General features: G+C 67.9%; 11 protein-coding genes. All 11 read left to right on the top strand.

The window, feature by feature from the left end:
• Entirely contained in the window at positions 1 to 954 is a 954-nt protein-coding gene (locus BLS85_RS10505) for a P-loop NTPase (protein WP_092786021.1), read from the top strand.
• Positions 951 to 1,487: a DUF2478 domain-containing protein gene (locus tag BLS85_RS10500; protein ID WP_092786284.1), complete on the top strand. Its 537-nt coding sequence runs from the start codon at positions 951 to 953 to the stop codon at positions 1,485 to 1,487. Before BLS85_RS10505 ends, BLS85_RS10500 begins: the two co-directional genes overlap by 4 nt.
• Positions 1,488 to 1,976: 489 nt before the next feature.
• Complete coding sequence (locus tag BLS85_RS10495; RefSeq protein ID WP_092786019.1) at positions 1,977 to 3,257, top strand: O-acetylhomoserine aminocarboxypropyltransferase/cysteine synthase family protein; 1,281 nt, start codon at positions 1,977 to 1,979, stop codon at positions 3,255 to 3,257.
• A 130-nt stretch (positions 3,258 to 3,387) separates the two neighbouring features.
• On the top strand, positions 3,388 to 4,011 hold the full coding sequence (locus tag BLS85_RS10490; RefSeq protein ID WP_092786017.1) for an epoxyqueuosine reductase QueH: 624 nt from the start codon (positions 3,388 to 3,390) through the stop codon (positions 4,009 to 4,011).
• A gap of 127 nt (positions 4,012 to 4,138) precedes the next feature.
• Positions 4,139 to 5,413 (top strand): ABC transporter substrate-binding protein, encoded by a 1,275-nt coding sequence (locus tag BLS85_RS10485; protein ID WP_342729454.1) that lies wholly within the window; start codon positions 4,139 to 4,141, stop codon positions 5,411 to 5,413.
• Entirely contained in the window at positions 5,410 to 6,339 is a 930-nt protein-coding gene (locus BLS85_RS10480) for a carbohydrate ABC transporter permease (protein WP_342729453.1), read from the top strand. Before BLS85_RS10485 ends, BLS85_RS10480 begins: the two co-directional genes overlap by 4 nt.
• Entirely contained in the window at positions 6,336 to 7,154 is an 819-nt protein-coding gene (locus BLS85_RS10475) for a carbohydrate ABC transporter permease (protein ID WP_092786013.1), read from the top strand. Before BLS85_RS10480 ends, BLS85_RS10475 begins: the two co-directional genes overlap by 4 nt.
• A 10-nt stretch (positions 7,155 to 7,164) precedes the next feature.
• A complete protein-coding gene (locus BLS85_RS10470) occupies positions 7,165 to 8,283 on the top strand; it encodes an ABC transporter ATP-binding protein (protein WP_092786011.1) in 1,119 nt (372 codons plus the stop codon).
• Between the two features lie 596 nt (positions 8,284 to 8,879).
• Positions 8,880 to 9,740 carry a substrate-binding domain-containing protein gene (locus tag BLS85_RS10465; RefSeq protein WP_218128375.1) on the top strand — a complete coding sequence of 287 codons (861 nt, stop codon included), beginning with the start codon at positions 8,880 to 8,882 and terminating at the stop codon, positions 9,738 to 9,740.
• A complete protein-coding gene (locus tag BLS85_RS10460) occupies positions 9,740 to 13,546 on the top strand; it encodes a response regulator (RefSeq protein ID WP_092786009.1) in 3,807 nt (1,268 codons plus the stop codon). Before BLS85_RS10465 ends, BLS85_RS10460 begins: the two co-directional genes overlap by 1 nt.
• Positions 13,533 to 14,648: a response regulator gene (locus BLS85_RS10455; protein WP_092786008.1), complete on the top strand. Its 1,116-nt coding sequence runs from the start codon at positions 13,533 to 13,535 to the stop codon at positions 14,646 to 14,648. The genes BLS85_RS10460 and BLS85_RS10455 overlap by 14 nt, the downstream gene beginning before the upstream one ends.
• Positions 14,649 to 14,720: the final 72 nt, after the last annotated feature.

The following is a 14,720-nucleotide window of genomic DNA, read 5'->3' as shown; positions in this document are numbered from 1 at the left end:
ATGGACACGACGCAACCGACCACCACACTGTCGGCCTGCGGGCGGGATCACGCCTGTTCGTTCTGTCCCGTCGCGCCGTCCTGCCCCCTGGACAAGTCGGATCATGATCGCGCGCTGGTGCGGGCGCGGCTGTCCCGGGTGGGACAGGTCGTGGTGGTACTGTCCAACAAGGGCGGTGTGGGCAAGAGTACCGTCTCCGCCAATCTCGCCGCCGGACTGGCGGCGCGCGGCCTGCGCGTGGGGGTGGCCGACGCCGACATCCACGGCCCCAACCAGAGCCGCTTCTTCGGTCTGGTCGGGGCCCGGGTGCGGCTGTCCGCCGCCGGGTTGGAAACGCGGACCTTCGCGGCCGACGGGATCGCCCATCCGCTGCGCGTCGGATCGCTGGCCTTCCTGATGGAGGACGATGCCACGCCCATCGTCTGGCGCGATTCCTACAAGCACGACTTCATCCACCACCTTTTGGGCAGCTTCGACTGGGGGGATCTGGACGCGCTGGTGGTGGACATGCCGCCGGGAACCGGCAACGAGATGATCACCCTGTGCGATGTGCTGGACGACGGCGGCCCGCCCGCCGCCGCCGTGCTGGTGACCACGCCCCAGGCGGTGGCGCAGATGGACAGCCTGAAGGCCGCGCGCGTCTGCGCCGAGCGTGCCCTGCCCATCATCGGCGCCGTGGAGAACATGGCCGGCGTGGTCTGCCCGCACTGCTCCGGGTCGTTCCATGTGTTCCCGGACGCCGGTCTGGACGCCGCGCTGGCGGTCGAGGGCGTCGGCAAGATCGCCGCCATTCCCCTGGCGCCGGAGCTGGCGATCGGGTCGGACAGCGGTCGACCCGCGGTGCTGGACCACCCCGACGGCGCCGTCGCGCGGGCCTTCGCGCCGCTGATTGAGGCGGTCGCCGGATGGGCGGCGGACGATCCGGCGGCGGCCGTCGCCGGTGGCGCCCGATGAGCCCCCCCGCTCTCGGATATGTGCTGAACGAGACCCGGGGCGCGGCCGACCGCCTGCTCGCTACCGTGGCCGCCGATCTTCAACGGGACGGGGTGCGCGTGGCCGGCGTGGTCCAGCAGAACACCGACCGGGCGGACAGCCCGGTGTGCGACATGGACGTCCGGGTCCTGCCGGATGGCCCGGTGATGCGCATCTCGCAGTGGAGGGGCGCGCATGCGCGGGGGTGCCGCCTGGACGCCGACGCGCTGGAGGCGGCCGTGGTCGCGGTGGCCGAGCGTCTGGCCCCCCGGCCGGATCTCCTGATCCTCAACAAGTTCGGCAAGCACGAGGCCGAGGGCCACGGTTTCCGCGACCTCGTCGGCGAGGCGCTGTGCCTGGGCATCCCGGTGCTGCTGGGGGTCAACGGCCTGAACCGGGACGCGTTCCTGGCATTTGCCGGTGGTATCGAGACCCGCCTGCCCAGCGATCTCCAGGCTCTGCGGACCTGGGCGCTGGAGGCGATCCCGCGCCGCCACGTCCGGGCCACGGCCTGATCCGGCGCGTTGGACCGCGAAAGCGCCCGGTGGTCCATCGATGGACAGGTCGGGGCAGAGAGACGATTCTGTTCGGCCGATCAAACGGAGTTTGATTTTGGGATGACCCCCGGCTCCGCCCTCCCGTTGTCGGGCGGGCGTTGTCCGCCCGACCGGCACCGTTCTTGAGTGGCCGTTGGGTGACGACTTGGCTCCGGACGGAGCCGCGCCCCCCATCCGGCGGGGTCCTTCTTCCCAGGGAACCGCTCTGATCAGATGCCTGTCGGGTGCGGTCCGCCCGCACAGAGAATCGCGGGTGCCGGGGCCACCCTTTTGGCGCGCCTGCCATGGTGGGTCGATCTGTTTCCCGGGGTAGACGCGCCGCGTTCATGTGTGTCATCTGGCCCTCTTGTCACCCGCCATGAAACTCCGGGGCCTCTTTCTGTCCCCTCGAAGACGGCCGTTGATCCGTGCCTTCATCCTGGCGACCGCCGAAAGGACATCCTGCCAATGAACCTCGAGACCCAGTGCCTGCATGCCGGTTACCAGCCGAAGAACGGCGAGCCGAGAAACATCCCCATCGTCCAGAGCACGACCTTCCGATACGAGACCAGTCAGGACATGGCGGCCCTGTTCGACCTGGAGGCGGCGGGCTACTTCTACACCCGATTGCAGAACCCCACCTCCGACCGCGTCGCCGCGAAGATCGCGGCGCTGGAGGGGGGCTCGGCGGCCCTGCTGCTCTCGTCCGGGCAGGCGGCGTCGTTCTATGCCGTGTTCAACATCGCGTCGTGTGGGGATCACGTCGTGGCGTCGTCCGCCATCTACGGCGGCACCTACAACCTGTTCGCCATCACCATGAAGCGGATGGGGATCGCCTTCACCTTCGTCTCGCCCGACTGTTCGAAGGAAGAGCTGGACGCCGCCTTCCAGCCCAACACCAAGGCCGTCTTCGGCGAGACCATCGCCAACCCGGCGCTGACCGTGCTGGACATCGAGAAGTTCGCCACGGCGGCCCATGCCCACGGCGTGCCGCTGATCGTGGACAACACCTTCGCGACACCCGTCAACTGCCGCCCGTTCGAGTGGGGCGCGGACATCATCACCCATTCGACCACCAAGTACCTGGACGGCCACGCGGCGGCGGTCGGCGGCGCCATCGTCGATTCCGGCCGGTTCGACTGGACCGCCCACGGCGACCGCTTCGCCGGCCTGACAACGCCGGACGACAGCTACCACGGCGTGGTCTACACCGAGCGCTTCGGCCTGGAGGGGGCCTACATCACCAAGGCCGTGGTCCAGTTGATGCGCGATCTGGGGGCGACGCCGGCGCCGATGAACGCCTTCCTGCTCAACATCGGCCTGGAAACGCTGCCGCTGCGCATGAAGAAACACTGCGACAACGGCCTGCGTCTGGCCGAGTATCTGCAGGGGCACGACAAGATCGCCTGGGTACGCTATCCTGGCCTGCTCGGCGATTCGCAGCATGAACTGGCCACCAAGTACCTGCCCGACGGCACCTGCGGCGTGGTGATCTTCGGCGTCAAAGGGGGGCGGGCCGCCGCCGAGACCTTCATGGCCGGGCTGAAGATCGCCTCCATCGCCACCCATGTGGCCGACGCCAAGACCTGCGTGCTGCACCCCGCCTCCGCCACCCACCGCCAGATGAACGACGAGGAACTGGCGGCCGCCGGGGTCAGCCCGGACATGATCCGGCTGTCCGCCGGGATCGAGGGCGCCGACGACCTGATCGCCGACGTCGAACAGGCGCTGGCGGCGGTGCCGGCCTGACCGGCTCGAAAAGGGGGGCCTCCGGGCGACCGGAGGGCCTTTCCCTGCATCGCCACGCGTCAGGCGCGGAGCAGGGACAGGTTGGGGGCCGCGCGGACCCTATGGCACAGAAAGCCACGGAGAAAACCCGATGCCTGAACCACCCCCCAGGTCTCCGCACGACGCGCGCGGGCTGACCCCGCCCGGCGGTACCGCAGCCCGGGTGCTGCTCCTATCCTGCTGCGCGCCGTGTTCCGGGGATATCATGGCGACGATGTCCGCCGCCGGCATCGCCTATACGGTCTTCTTCTACAATCCGAACATCCACCCCGCCTCGGAGTACCGGCGGCGCAAGGACGAGAACAAGCGCTATGCCGAGCGCCTCGGGGTGCCGTTCGTCGATGCCGATTACGACACCGATGCGTGGTTCGCCCGGACGAAGGGCTTGGAGGACGAGCCCGAACGGGGCCGACGGTGCACCGTGTGTTTCGACATGCGCCTCGGTCGCGCGGCACGCCATGCCCACGATCATGGCTTTCCGGTCCTGACATCGTCCCTCGCCCTGTCGCGCTGGAAGAACCGGACGCAGGTCAACGCCTGTGCCCACCGCGCCGTCGCGCCTTATGACGGTCTGGTCTACTGGGATCACGACTGGCGCAAGGGCGGCGGTGTCGACCGAGCCCTGGACATCGCCCGACGCGAGGAATTCTACCGTCAGGACTATTGCGGCTGCCTGTACAGCTTAAGCAGCGCAAGCCGGCGCCGACGCGCATAGTGGCGCGCCCGAATCGGCCCCGGATCGCTTCACCTCCGTGACCGGACGGTTTCCCCCGAAGGTCTGGCGTCCTATCATCGCACCCGCGCGTCGGGTGATGCGCCAACGACAGACAGGGGAGGGAATCATGTCCGCGATGGGACGCCCGTGGGTCGGTCGCGCCCTGCTGGCCACAGGTCTGATGATGCTGGCCCCGTCCGTCCAGGCCGAGACTCTGCGCATCGCGTGCAGTGCGCTCGGCGAGCAGCGCACGCTGTGCGAGGACGGCGTCCGCGCCTGGGCCGAGCAGAGCGGTCACGACGTTGAACTGGTGGCCATCCCCAATTCCGCCACCGAACGCCTGGGGCTCTATCAGCAGCTTCTGTCCGCCGGCGCCGACGACATCGACGTCCTGCAGATTGATGTGGTCTGGCCCGGGCTGCTGGCCGAGCATCTGGTGGACCTGGGGCCGGCGCTGGGCGACGCGGCCGGGGATCATCTGCCGGTCCTGATCGAGAACAACACCGTCGACGGCCGTCTGGTGGCCCTGCCGTGGTTCATCGACGCCGGCCTGTTGTACTACCGCGCCGACCTGCTGGAAAAGCACGGCCGCGCCGTGCCCGCCACCTGGGCCGCGCTGACCGACACCGCCGCCGCCATCCAAGCGGCCGAGCGGGCGGATGGGGCCGGGGACCTGTGGGGCTACGTCTGGCAAGGCCGCGCCTACGAGGGCCTGACCTGCAACGCGCTGGAATGGGTCGCCAGCCACGGCGGCGGCACCCTCGTGGCGCCGGATGGGGCCATCACCCTTGAGACGCCGGCCGCCGCCGCCGCGCTGGACCGCGCCGCCGGCTGGGTGGGCACCATCTCGCCGCCGGGCGTGCTGAACCATGCCGAGGAGGACGCGCGCGGCCTGTTCCAGTCCGGCCGCGCCGTGTTCATGCGCAACTGGCCCTATGCCTGGGCGCTGGCCCAGTCCGACGACAGTCCGGTGCGGGGCAAGGTCGGCGTCGCTCCCCTGCCGGCCGGGCCGGACGGTGCGCCGGCAGCCACCCTGGGCGGTGCACAGTTGGCGGTCTCGAAACACTCGGCGCATGTCGAGGCGGCCGTGGATCTGGTGCGCCACCTGACCGGCGCCGCCGAACAGAAGCGCCGCGCCATCGTCGGGTCGTTCAATCCCTCCCGCCCGGCGCTGTACGCAGATCCCGAGGTGCTGGAGGCGGTGCCGTTCCTGGCCGACATGCGCGCTGTGCTCGACGCCGCCGTGGCGCGGCCGTCGACGGTCACGGGGGCGCGATACAATCAGGTCAGCACGGCCTTTTTCAACGGTGTGCACGGCGTGCTCAGTGGACAGTCGGACGGCGCGGCCGGCGTGGCGGCCATCGCCGCGCGCGTGCAGCGGATCAAGCGCGGCGGCTGGTGAAGCGGGGCGCCGCGACTCCCCTCGCCCGTCGGCGGGTGCGCGAGGCCTGGGCGCTGATCGCGCCCATGGTCCTGGTGCTGCTGTGCGTGGCGGCTTGGCCGCTGGGACGCACGATCTGGCTCGGTTTCACCGACGCCTCGCTGGCCGGCGCGGGCGACGCGGCGTTCATCGGCTGGGAGAACTACTACGCCGTCTACGGCGGGCAGGCGTTCGGCGTCCTGGTCGATCCGCAGTGGTGGCGGTCGGTCGGCAACACGCTGGTGTTCACGGTCACGTCGGTAAGCCTGGAGACCGTGCTGGGCGTCTTGGTGGCCCTGGTGCTGCATCAACGGTTCCCCGGCCGCGCCTGGGTGCGCGCCGCCGTGCTGGTGCCGTGGGCGATTCCGACCGTGGTGTCCGCCAAGATGTGGGCCTGGATGCTCAACGATCAGTTCGGCGTCGTGAACGCGGCCCTGGAAGGGATGGGCCTGATCGACGCGCCGCTGGCGTGGACGGCCGATCCGCTGCTGTCCATGATCGCGGTCATCGGGGTGGACGTGTGGAAGACGACACCGTTCATGGCGCTGCTGGTGCTGGCGGCGCTGGAGATGCTGCCGCGCGACATCTACGAGGCCGCACGGGTCGATGGAATCCATCCGGTTCGGGTCTTCTTTCGGGTGACGCTGCCCCTGATCCGTCCGGCGCTGGTGGTGGCCATCGTCTTCCGCACCCTGGACGCCCTGCGGGTGTTCGATCTGGTCTACGTGCTGACCGCCAACAGCCCGGCGACCATGACCATGTCGGTCTACGCCCGGCGCGAGCTGATCGACTTCCAGTCGGCCGGCAGCGGCTCGGCGGCGGCGACGCTGGTGTTCCTGGTCATCGCCCTGGCGGCGGCGCTGATTCTGACCGCCGGCCGGCTGCGCGAACGGGAGGCCGGGTCATGATCGCCCGCGCCGGGTTCGCCCTCGCCGTGGTCCTGATCGTGGCGGTCTCCATCGGGCCGCTGGGGTATGCCGTGGTGACCAGTCTGGAGACGGGCAGCGCCCTGTTCACCCCCGGCCTGTGGCCCGAGACCCCCACCGGAACCAACTACGCTGCCGTGTTCGCCGAGCAGCCGTTCGCGCGCAACATCCTGAATTCGATCGCCGTGGCCGGCGGGGTCGTGGGGATGTCGCTGACCCTGGCGGTGACGGCGGCCTTCGCCCTGGCGCGGGTGTCGTTCCGGGGCCGGGGCCTGCTGCTGGGCACCGTGCTGAGCGTCTCCATGTTCCCGCAGGTGGCGGTTCTGTCGGGCATGTTCCTGCTGATCCGCTCGCTGGGCCTGTACAACAGCCTGCCCGGCCTGGGGCTGAGCTACCTCATGCTCACGCTGCCATTCACGGTGTGGATGCTGACCACCTTCGTGCGCCAGATCCCGAAGGAGATGGAAGAGGCGGCGATCATGGACGGCGCCGGCCCGCTGACCATCATCGGCCGCGTGTTCCTGCCCGTTCTCTGGCCGGCGCTGGTGAGCACGGGGCTGCTGGCGTTCATCGTCGCCTGGAACGAGTTCCTGTTCGCGCTGACGTTCACCCTGACGGCGGAGACGCGCACGGTGCCGGTGGCCATTGCCCTGATCTCCGGGGCCAGCGCCCACGAACTGCCGTGGGGGCGCATCATGGCGGCGTCGGTCATCGTCACCGTGCCGATGGTGCTGTTGGTGCTGGTGTTCCAACGCTGGATCGTCTCCGGCCTGACCGCCGGGGCGGTGAAGGGTTAAAGGAGGACCGATGGCGGGGGTCGAAATCGACGGACTGGCGAAGCGTTTCGGCGCGGTCACGGCGCTGGACGGGGTGACGGTGTCGCTGCCGGACGGGGCCTATGCCGTGATCGTGGGACGCTCCGGGTGCGGCAAGTCGACGCTCCTGCGCCTGTTGGCCGGACTGGAGGACCCCACCGCCGGCACCATCCGCATCGGCGGCGCGGACGTGACCGCGCTGCCGCCGAAGCGGCGCGACGTGGCCATGGTGTTCCAGTCCTACGCGCTCTATCCGCACATGACGGTGTTCGAGAACATGGCGTTCGGCCTGCGTCTCCGCGACGGGCACCGCGACAAGGCGACCATCACCGCGCGGGTCCACGAGGCCGCCCGCATGCTGCACCTGGAGGACCTGCTCGACCGCCGCCCGGCGGCCCTGTCCGGCGGACAGCGCCAGCGGGTGGCTATCGGCCGCGCGGTGGTGCGGGATCCGGCGGTGCTCCTGCTCGACGAACCGCTGTCCAACCTGGATGCCGGGCTGCGACTGTCGGTGCGGCGCGAGCTGGCGGCGCTGCACCGGCGCCTGGGCACGACCATGGTTCACGTCACCCACGACCAGACCGAGGCCATGACCCTGGCCGACGTCATGGTGTTGATGGAGGCCGGCCGGGTGGTGCAGGCCGGGCCGCCGCTGGAGCTGTACACGCGGCCCGCCACGCCCTTCGTCGCTCGGTTTCTGGGCACGCCGCCGATGAACCTGCTGCCGGCGACGGTGACCGGGAACGACACGGCGGTGCCGGACGGCGAGGCCGGGCGGATTCCGCTGCCGGGTCACGGGCTGACGCCCGGCATGGCGGTCGAGGTAGGCGTACGCCCGGAGGCCGTCACCCCCTGCGCGCCCGGTGCCGGGCACCTGTCCGGCACGGTGCAGGTGATCGAGCACCTGGGAGAGTCGGTGCTGTGGCATGTGGACGTGGGCCTTGTCGACCCTGTGGTGGCCCGACTTGGCCCGGACGCCGCCATGCGGACGGGCGAAACCACCGGCCTGACCTGGAACGCCGACGCCACCCATGTGTTCCGGAACGGCGCCCGGATCACCGACCAGAGATCCCCCGCCACGTCTCGGAAACCCGACCGCAAAACGCCCTGACCCCGCCCGACGAAACGGGTGACCCGCTTCGTCGGTGGGCTGATACCGGCCGACGATAGACTTGATTCGTCCGGCCTTCACGACGCCCAGCCGGCGTTGTTGAGTCTTTGTTTTTTTCGCCGCCCCGACCGCCCAAAGGGCGGCCCTCCTTGAATCGGCGCCGTGGGCGACGGCCCCATTTGGTCAAAGCTGGCGTCGCGATCCGGTCCGGATCGCTCGGGATTTGCTCTCGCCATGACCGGTTCGTCCGCTCGGCGCCGTGGCCCCCGGGGATTTGCCGACCGCGACCACCTCGCTGAACGAACAGTCCAACACGCTCAGGAGCATGCCGGAACGCCTCCTGGCTGACGTGCGCGCGACCAGACAGCGGCCGGGGATGAGCGGAACGATGTGTGATCCATGTCAACGACGCCTTATGCTAGCCGCTTTGGTCCTGACGTGTCAGGATCAAGGCCCTCCGCCGCGTCGCGGCGCCAGCCCGACGTTGCTTTCAAGCGGGTGCCACCCAGCGACACCACAAGCGCACCGGCCGGCCGCCGACAAAGGTCATCCTTTTCGTCGACCGGTCTAGCAGGATCAGGAGTGCGGGAGGGTCCATGTTTCGACTCATGCGTGATGTCCGACGCTCTCGCTGCGGGACACACCAGGCGCGTCCATGGCTTCTGGTGTTGCTTCTGGTGTCCATGGGGCTCGCTTTGGCCGGCTGCGATGACGATGTGGACCAAGCGGCACGGACGAGCGACGCTAACCTGCTGATCTATTGCGGCATCACGATGCTGCATCCCATCCGCGCCGTCGCCGCCGTGTTCGAAGCCGAAACCGGCGCCACGGTCACCATCAGCCAGGGCGGTTCGGAAGACCTTTACAAGAGCCTGAAGGCCAACCGTCTGGGTGACCTCTATTTCCCCGGATCCCTGTCCTATCGCACGCGGAACCTTGAGGAAGGGCTCCTGGGCGAGGCCTTCGAGCTCGGTTACAACGTCTCGGCCCTGTTGGTGCTGGAGGGCAACCCAAAGCGCATTCCGGCGGATCTGGCCGCCCTGGCGGATCCGGCGCTATCGGTGGTGATCGCCAACCCGCAGAGCGGCAGCATCGGCCGGGAAACTCAGAGAGTCTTGGAGGCGGCCGGTCTCAACCGCGATGTCCTCGCCAACACCAGCTTCATGGCCACGGATTCCCGCAACCTGAACCAGTTCCTCCTGGACGGGGCCGCCGACCTCATCATGAACTGGCGCGCCACCGCCTTCTTTCCCGAAAACCGGGACCAGTTGGATGTGCTGGATATCGACCCAGCCCTCGCTGAACCCAAGATCCTGGCGATCAATTTGCTGACCTTTTCGGCACACCCGGAATTGGCGCACCGATTCATGGGCCTAGCGGCGTCGGAGCGCGGCCAAGCCATCTTTCGCTCATTCGGGTTTCTTGATCGGGACGGTCGAGTCGGAGTGGCCAACTGATGCCATCGCGCGCCAAACGGACCGACAGCATTTCCACCCGGCCGCTGTTCGTCCTGTTCGTGGTTTATGTGGTTGGCGTGTTGGCGCTGATCGGGGGCGAGCTGTTGTTCTCCAGCCTGATCGGAGACCTGAACGACCGCGCCCGCAATGAAAGCAATCGGGTGCTGATCGGCGAGGTCATTGTCAATGACCTAGTCCGCCTGGAGGCGCTGACGTATCGCATTGCGTCGGCCACCCGCAACGCCAAGGACCGGGAGTGGATGCGCGAGCAGGTCGAGTCCACCGTCGCGAATTTGCGTGAGGCCCTGGAGGTGCTGTCCAATGGTGGCGTGCTCCGGCGCGAGACACGCTTGAACATCGAATCGCGCGCCGTCATGGAGCGCGTCATCCCGTACGAGGCCACCCACACCGATTTCCCCTATGTTCTTGAGGTCATCGAGATCACCCCCAAACTGGACGATGTCGAGCACCTGACGGATGAACTCATCGATCTGATGAACCGTCACGACTCCTTGGGGCGGGTGTCCGACGCGGTCGCCTACTTGGCGTTGGAGCGTGATCTCGAAAACTTCATGGCGCGCCTGCCGCCGCTGTTCCTGCGCATGAACGAGAACGCCAACCGCCTGTTCTTTCAAAGTCAGCGGACCCTCAACGCGCTGAACCTCGATATCGACCGACGAACCGAGGCGTACCGTCTCGCGCGGGTCGTCCTGTCCGGCATCGTGATCCTGTTCGTGGTCGGCACGGGCGTCTGGATGCTGCGCTCGGTGAGAGCCTCGAACCGACGCCTGGAAGAGGTCAAGCGGGACCTGGAATTCCAGAAATTCGCCTTAGACCAACACGCCATCGTCACGGCGACGGACAAGGACGGCACGATCACCTATGCCAACGACCGGTTCTGCGCCATCAGCGGGCATGATCGCGACGAAATCATCGGCCGAAACCACCGCATGGTTCGGTCTGACGAACACGACGCGGCGTTTTTCGCCCAGCTTTGGCAAACGATTACGCGTGGCGAGGTCTGGCACGGAGAGATCAAGAACCGGGCCAAGAACGGCCAGCCGTACTGGGTCTCGGCGACAATCGTACCGTTTCTGGACAACGATGGAACGCCCTTTCAGTACATCTCCATCCGCACCGATATCACCGAGCGCAAGCTGATCGAGGAGCGCTTCCGCGAGCGCAACCGCTTCCTGCACGGCATGACGAAGGCCATGGGCGAGGGCGTCTACGCGCTTGACGCATTCGGTCGCTGTACCTTCGTCAATCCGGAAGCCGAACGCTTGCTGGACCTGACCCTTGGCGAGTTGCTCGGCGCCGACATCCATACCCTGGTACATCACAAGTTCGAGTCCGGCCGCACGGTCCCCGCGAATGACTGTGTGATCCTGCAAACCATCCGCCGGGGCGAAGCCTATCGGTCCGAGGGCGAGGCGTTTCGCCGCCGCGACGGCACACTTTTCCCGGTCGCCATCTCCTCCGTTCCCCTGATCGAGGACGACGTTATCGTCGGCTCGGTGACCCTGTTCCACGATATCTCCGCGCGCAAGCAAGCCGAGGTGGCGACCGAACAGGCGCGCCAGGCGGCCGAGCAATCAAGCCAGTTCAAGAGCCGGTTTCTGGCCAACATGAGCCACGAGATCCGAACACCGATGAACGCGGTCATCGGACTGTGCCATCTGACGCTGCAAACGGAGTTGACGCCGCGCCAGCGCGACTACCTGGAAAACATCTCGACGGCGTCACAGAACCTGCTGGCGATCATCAACGACATTCTTGATTTCTCGAAGATCGAGGCCGGCAAGATGTCGCTGGAGCGGGTCTCGTTCCGCTTGTCGGAAGTGATCGACTCCGTGGTCACCGTGATCCGGCCCCGACTGCGGGAAAAGACCCTGTCGCTGACCCTCCATGTGGACCGAGACGTGCCGGACTCCTTGCGGGGCGATCCGGTACGCCTGGGGCAGGTGTTGATCAATCTGGCCGGCAACGCCGTCAAATTCACCGAAAGCGGCGGCATCGGCTTGACCGTCTCGCGGGCCCGCACCGCGGAGACGAGCGACTCACCGCACCTCATGATCGCCGTTTCAGACACCGGCATCGGCATGAGCCAGACCCAGCAGGCTCGGCTGTTTCAAGCCTTCAGTCAGGTTGACAATTCAACCACGCGGCGCTTCGGCGGCACCGGCCTGGGTTTGGCGATCTCCCGCCAGATCGTGGCCCTGATGAACGGGACCATCGCCGTGGACAGCGCCCCGGGCCTGGGCTCCACCTTCAGTGTTGTCCTGCCGCTCGACCAACCGGACCGTCCGCCGGCGGACGATCCCGTGCCCGCCGCGCTGCGAGGCCGGGTCGTGCGCCTGAGGGTGGATGATGCCGAACGCCGGGCTGCCCTCGCGCTGATTCTGGAGCGGCTGGATCTGCGTGTGGCGGACGGAGGCTCGGACGACTCACCGCCCCTGGCCGTGATTGCTGATGACGCCGCCCGCGACGTCGAGGGCGCGCCGCTGATCGTGCTGGCAACGCACACGACTGGTGACGATGCGGAGGGCGTGATCCACCTGGAGCCGCCGCCGACCGAATGGCGGCTGCGCCTGACGCTGCTGCGTCTGGCCGGCCTTTGGAGTAACGAGACCGCCGCCGAGAGTTCGCTGGCACGGGCGGGACACGGGGATGCGCCGTCGGCGCGCGGGTCCCTGTCCGGAGCGCGGGTGCTGTTGGTCGAGGACACACCGCTGAACCAGCAGGTCGCCCGCGACATGCTGGAGAACGCCGGCATCGAGGTCTTCACAGCCGGCGATGGCCCTGAGGCCCTGGCTTGGCTGGACCGCGAGAGCTTCGACCTCGTGCTGATGGACGTGCAGATGCCCGGGATCGATGGCCTGGAAACCACGCGCCGGCTGCGCCGCCGGCCCGAGTTGGCCGAATTGCCCGTCATCGCCATGACCGCCCACGTCATGGCCGCTGATCGCGAGCGCTGTCTGGACAGCGGGATGAACGATCACATCGCCAAGCCGATCCATCCGCCGGCCCTCTTCTCAACCCTGGCGCGCTGGCTGAACAAGGATGTTGTGCCCGCGCCCGCGCCCGCGCTGTCCGACCCCGACCTGGAAACCAAGATCCTGCACAGTCTAGGCAAGCCGGTGCTGGACGTGCTGGACGTCCGTCAGGCGGTGCGCTCGGTCAACGGCAAGGTGGAGCTTCTGCGCCGGCTGCTGAACGATTTCGCCCGCAATCAGGGCGTTCAAAGCCTGGTTCTGCATCAGGCGGTGCGCGAGGGTCGTCTGGAGGACGCTCGCCACATCGCGCACACCCTGAAGGGCACGGCCGCCACCATCGGCGCCACCCAGGTGGCGCGCGCGGCCGGCGCGGTGGAAACAGCGCTGGCAAAGGGCGAAGCGCCATCCGAGGAAAAGATGGACCGGCTGGGGAGTGCCCTGTCGCCCCTCATCAAGTCGATCCTGGCCATGCAACCTGCCCCTCGAATGGCGGACGTCCCGGCGTCGGACGACAGCGCGACCGCGCCGGAGACCGCCCCCACAGCCACCGCCGACACCCAAGCCCTGCGAAAGACCCTCGCGGCCCTGCAAGCCGCCCTGTCGGCGGGCGACCCGAGTTCCGAAGGTCTGGCCGAAACGCTGGCGGGCCGCCTGTCCGGCGCGCGCCCGGATCTCAAGGCGGAGGCGGAGGTTCTGACTGCCGCCGCCGCCAGCTTCGACTTTGACGACGCGCTGGCCGCCTTGGAGCGCCTGGACACCGCGCTCAATCACCCCCCTCATTCCAAGGGATCCGCTGATGAGCCCCGATGACACCCGTCCTCTGTTGATGGTCGTCGACGACGAACCGATGAACATCAAAGTACTGGTTGATCTGCTGGGCGGCAGCTACCGCCTGACCGTCGCCAAGAGTGGCCATCAGGCCCTGCAGCGCCTGCGGGCAGGGCCGCCGCCGGACCTGATCCTGCTGGATGTGATGATGCCGGGCATGGATGGCCACGCGCTCTGCCGGGTGCTGAAGGACACGCCGGAGTTCGCGGACATCCCGGTCATCTTCGTCACCGCCTTGGGCGAGGTGGACGACGAAACGCGCGGCTTCGAACTGGGCGCGGTGGACTATCTAACCAAGCCGATTTCGCCTTCGGTCGCCCTGGCCCGCATCCGCACCCATCTGCAATTACGTCACGCCCGCCGCGTGCTGGAGGACTACAGCCGCACCCTGGAAGCCGAGGTGCGTGAGCGCACGGACCAACTGATGGCGCGAACGCGTGAGGTGGTGCACGCCCAGGATGTCACCATTCGCGCCCTGGCCTCGCTCGCGGAGACGCGCGACAACGAGACCGGGAACCATATCAAGCGGACCCAGCATTATGTCCGCCTGCTCGCGGAGGCACTGGCGGAGCATCCACGCTTCGCCGCCTTCCTGGACGACGACACCATCGAACTGCTGTTCAAGTCCGCCCCACTGCACGACGTCGGCAAGGTCGGCATTCCGGATGCCATCCTTCTCAAGCCCGGGCGACTGACCGACGACGAGATGGCGATCATGAAGACCCATGCCGCGCTGGGTCGTGAAGCGCTGCTGGCCGCCGCCGAGGGCAGCGACCCGTCCGACATCGGGTTCCTCAGCCTCGCTTGCGACATCGCCGGCGGGCATCACGAAAAATGGGACGGGAGCGGCTATCCGTCCGGCCTGAAGGGCGAGGAGATCCCCACCGCCGCGCGCCTGATGGCCGTCGCCGACGTCTATGACGCCTTGATCTGCAAGCGCGTCTACAAGCCCGCCTTCAGCCACGCAAACGCCATGGAGATCATCCGCGACGGACGGGGGACGCATTTCGACCCCGACATCGTTGATGCCCTGCTGGCTCAGGAAGACGCGGTGCGCGCCATCGCCGCGCGCTACGCGGATTGATGCGGCCTGAAGTGGCCGGTATCCCGTCACCAGGGCCCGCAGGAGACTTCCCCCCCAAGGTCCCCGGAGACC

This window comes from Rhodospira trueperi (assembly GCF_900101965.1).
Classification (GTDB): Bacteria; Pseudomonadota; Alphaproteobacteria; order Rhodospirillales; family Rhodospirillaceae; genus Rhodospira; species Rhodospira trueperi.
Note: the sequence above shows the minus strand (reverse complement) of the source record. Positions and strands in the feature narration are given on the sequence as shown.